The sequence below is a fragment of the Azospira sp. MPR-E4 genome, assembly GCF_058809645.1.
In genome coordinates, this window is record NZ_JBXAST010000102.1 from 1 (window position 1) to 3,859 (window position 3,859).

Genomic DNA, 3,859 nt, shown 5'->3' on the forward strand with positions numbered 1-3,859 from the left:
GTGGCGGTCCGGGAGTCCGGACCGCCGAGGGGTGTTGCGGCTATTACAAGTTGAGCAGGGTGGCAGTGTGGCGGGCGATCATCCATTCCTCGTTGGTGGGGATGACCAGTACGTCCACGGTGCTGCGGGGTTCGCTGATACGGTTGGCGTGCAGGGCGTTGGCCGATTCGTCGATGCTGATGCCTAGCCAGGAGGCCTGCAGGCAGACGCGACGGCGCACTTCGGCTGCGTGCTCGCCGATGCCGCCGGTGAACACCAGGGCGTCGATGCCGCCGATGGCGGCCGCCAGGGAACCCAGCTCCCGCACCACGCGGTAGCAGAAGAGGTCCACCGCCTCCTTGGCTTCCGGCTTGTCGCTGGCCAGCAGGGTGCGCATGTCCGGGGAAATGCCGGAAACGCCGAGCAGGCCCGACTCCTTGTACAGCAGCTTGGTCAGGGCCTTCACGTCCATGCCCTTGTTTTCCATCAGGTACAGCATCACGCCCGGGTCCAGGGCGCCGGTACGGGTACCCATCATCAGGCCCTCGACCGCGGTGAAGCCCATGGTGGACACCTGGCTCTTGCGATCCACCATGCCGCACATGGAGGCGCCGTTGCCCAGGTGGGCCACCACCACCCGGCCATTGGCCCGGGGCGAGTAGTCCGGCAGCACCCGGGCGATGTACTCGTAGGAGAGGCCGTGGAAGCCGTAGCGTTTGACCCCTTCGCCGGTGATCCAGCGGGGCAGGGCAAAGGCCTGGGCCACGGGGGCCTGGGTACGGTGGAAGGCGGTGTCGAAACAGGCCACCTGGGGCACTTCCGGCATCATGGTGCGCAGGGCATCGACGCCGTCCAGGTTGTGGGGCTGGTGCAGGGGCGCCAGGGGAATGAGCCGGGTCAGGTGCTCGATGATGTTGTCGTCGAGCTTCATGGGGCGCGAATAGCGCTCGCCGCCATGGACCACCCGGTGGCCCACGGCCACGATCTTCCAGCCCTTTTCATGGTCGTGCAGCCAGGAGATGAGGAATTCCAGGGCCTCGTGGTGCTGGCTTTCCGCATCGCCCTGGAGCGGGATGTCCACGTCGTCCAGCTTCTTGCCCTTGTCGTCCTTGGCCTTGATGTGGGCCTTGACGCCGATGCCGTCGATCTGGCCGGAGAGCACGGGTTCCGCAGCGATGCCGCCCCCGTTCTCCAGCTCGTAGAGGGAGAACTTGATGGAGGAGGAACCGGCGTTGAGGGTGAGGACGGCGCGGGTCATTGGTTCTGCTTCCGGTAGGCGTGGGCCATCAGGGCGGCGATGGCGCAGGAGGCGGTGCGGGTCTCGGCGGTATCGGCGCGGGAGGTCAGCACGATGGGGCACTTGGCACCCAGCACGACGCCGGCGGAAAGGGCGTTGGCCAGGTATTCCAGCTGCTTGGCCACCATGTTGCCGGACTCCAGGTCAGGCACCACCAGGATGTCGGCCTGGCCGGCGACGGCGGACTTGATGCCCTTGGTCTTGGCAGCCACCAGGGAAACGGCGTTGTCGAAGGCCAGGGGGCCATCCAGCAGGCCGCCCTTGATCTGGCCCCGGTCGGCCATCTTGCACAGGGCGGCCGCGTCCAGGGTGGACTGGATCTTGGGATTGACCGTTTCCACGGCGGACAGGATGGCCACCTTGGGTTCCGGGTTGCCCAGGATGTGGAAGAGGTCGATGGCGTTCTGGATGATGCTGACCTTTTCCTCCAGGGAGGGGGCGATGTTGATGGCCGCATCGGTGATCATGATGGGCTTGGGATAGGTGGGCACGTCCATGTAGAAGACGTGGGAGATGCGGCGGGAGGTGCGCAGGCCGTTGGCCCGGGATACCACCTCGCCCATCAGCTCATCGGTGTGCAGGCTGCCCTTCATCAGGGCCTCGCAGTCGCCGTTGCGCACCAGAGTCACGGCCATGGCGGCGGATTCGTGGCTATGGCGGGTATTGACGATGCGGATGCCGGTCAGGTCCAGGCCGTTCTCTTCGGCGACGGAGCGGATCTTGGCCTCCGGGCCCACCAGGAAGGGTTCGATGAGGCCGGCCCGGGCGGCGAAGATGGGACCCTTCAGGGATTCGGCATCGCAGGGATGGGCCACGGCCACGGGAATGGGTTCCAGGCCGGCGGCGGTGGCCAGCAGGGCCTGGTAGCGGGCTTCCTTGTCGCTGATGGTGAATTCGGGCAGGTGCACCCGCTCGCGGCGGATTTTCTCCGTCGGCGCCAGCACCTCGGCGGTGCCGCTCACCACCTGCAGGCCTTCCTGGTTGGTGCATTGGCAGTCGAAGAGGATGTGTTTGTTATGGTCGAACTTCTGCTTGGCGGTGATGGTGATGGTCACCGTGTCGCCGATGGTCACCGGCCGGGAGAAGTGCAGGGACTGGTCGATGTAGATGGTGCCCGGCCCCGGGAACTGGGTGCCGAGCACGGTGGAAATGAGGGCGCCGCTCCACATGCCATGGGCCACCACCTCCCGGAAAATGCCGCTCTGGGCGAATTCCGGGTCCACCACGGAGGGATTCACATCCCCCGACATGATGGCGAACAGCTTGATGTCTTCCGGACGCAGGGTCCGGATCAGGGTGGAAGAGTCTCCCACCTGGATTTCGTCGAAAGTCTTGTTTTCGATGTACTGCTCGGTGTGCTCAGCGTGCATGGCGCCTCCCGTTTTTGATTGTGTGGAGCTCTTAGCCGACGATGTTGTAGCCGCCGTCGATGTAGATGGTACCGCCGGTCAGGGTCTTCGCCACATCGCTGCACAGGTAGGCGGCCAGGGCGCCGACGTCGTCGATGGAGACCAGACGGTGCAGGGGGGCCCGTTCCACGGCGTCCTTCATCAGGTCGTCGAAGTGGGCGATGCCGGAGGCGGCGCGGGTGGCCAGGGGGCCCGGGGAGATGGCGTGCACCCGGATGCCCTTGGGGCCCAGCTCGGTGGCCAGGTAGCGGGTGGAAGCCTGCAGGGCGGCCTTCACCGGGCCCATCATGCCGTAGTTGTCCACCACTTCATCGGCGCCCAGGTAGCTCATGGTCAGCAGGGAGCCGCCGTCCTTCATCAGGGGCTCGGCCAGCTTGGCCATGCGGATGAAGGAGTGGCAGGAAATGTCGATGGCCCGCAGGAAGCCCTGGCGGGAGCAGTCCACCACCCGGCCGTGCAGGTCTTCCTTGGGGGCGAAGGCGATGGAGTGCAGGAGGAAGTCCAGCTTGCCCCACTTCTGTTCGATGGCGGCGAAAACAGCTGCCAGCTGATCGTCCTGTTCCACGTCCAGGGGCAGCACCAGGGGGGCGGCCAGCAGTTCGGCCAGGGGGCGCACGTGGGGTTCGGCCTTTTCATTCAGGTAGGTGACCGCCAGTTCGGCGCCGCAGATGTTGAAAGCCTTGGCGCAGCCGTAGGCAATGCTCTTGTTGTTGGCGATACCGACGACCAGGCCTTTTTTGCCGTTGAGGTTGAACATTTGCAGAACTCCAGGTTAGTTGAATGAAGGTGAACCATCCGGCGTCCAGTCTGGACCGGGGCCGTTATTGCAATCCTGTTTTCGTTATCATGCCGCATTTTGTGTTGCGGTGCAGCATATCGATTTTGACCTAGATCAAGGCCTAGTGGCAGTAGGACCTTAGCGGACGAGGGATAAGCCGGTATTTCGTTCCGATGACGTCCCCGTTACAGCGGCTTGCGCTGTGTCAACGTTTTTGCATTGACCATACCTATAATCCTCCGGCATGACCTTACAAGGGGGAGGGATTTTGGAACCGATTGCCAATTCTCTGGATGCAGTCCTCGAGGCGGTTTTGAGCAAACGCCGCCGGGACCCCACCCAACTGCTGCAAATTCTCCGGGAAGTGCAGGAACAGGTGGGCTACATCCCCCCTCC

Annotated in this window: 3 protein-coding genes; all 3 read right to left on the reverse strand. The window is 64.3% G+C overall.

Features of this window, described 5'->3' with window-relative positions:
* Positions 1 to 43: 43 nt before the first annotated feature.
* From AC1RTA_RS16415 to fabI, 3 genes are read right to left on the reverse strand one after another with little or no spacing between them, the layout of a single operon-like run.
* Positions 44 to 1,237 (reverse strand): acetate/propionate family kinase, encoded by a 1,194-nt coding sequence (locus tag AC1RTA_RS16415; protein WP_014238048.1) that lies wholly within the window; start codon positions 1,235 to 1,237, stop codon positions 44 to 46.
* On the reverse strand, positions 1,234 to 2,646 hold the full coding sequence (locus AC1RTA_RS16420; protein ID WP_492783388.1) for a bifunctional enoyl-CoA hydratase/phosphate acetyltransferase: 1,413 nt from the start codon (positions 2,644 to 2,646) through the stop codon (positions 1,234 to 1,236). The genes AC1RTA_RS16415 and AC1RTA_RS16420 overlap by 4 nt, the downstream gene beginning before the upstream one ends.
* A 31-nt stretch (positions 2,647 to 2,677) precedes the next feature.
* Positions 2,678 to 3,442: an enoyl-ACP reductase FabI gene (gene fabI / locus AC1RTA_RS16425; protein WP_014238046.1), complete on the reverse strand. Its 765-nt coding sequence runs from the start codon at positions 3,440 to 3,442 to the stop codon at positions 2,678 to 2,680.
* Positions 3,443 to 3,859: the final 417 nt, after the last annotated feature.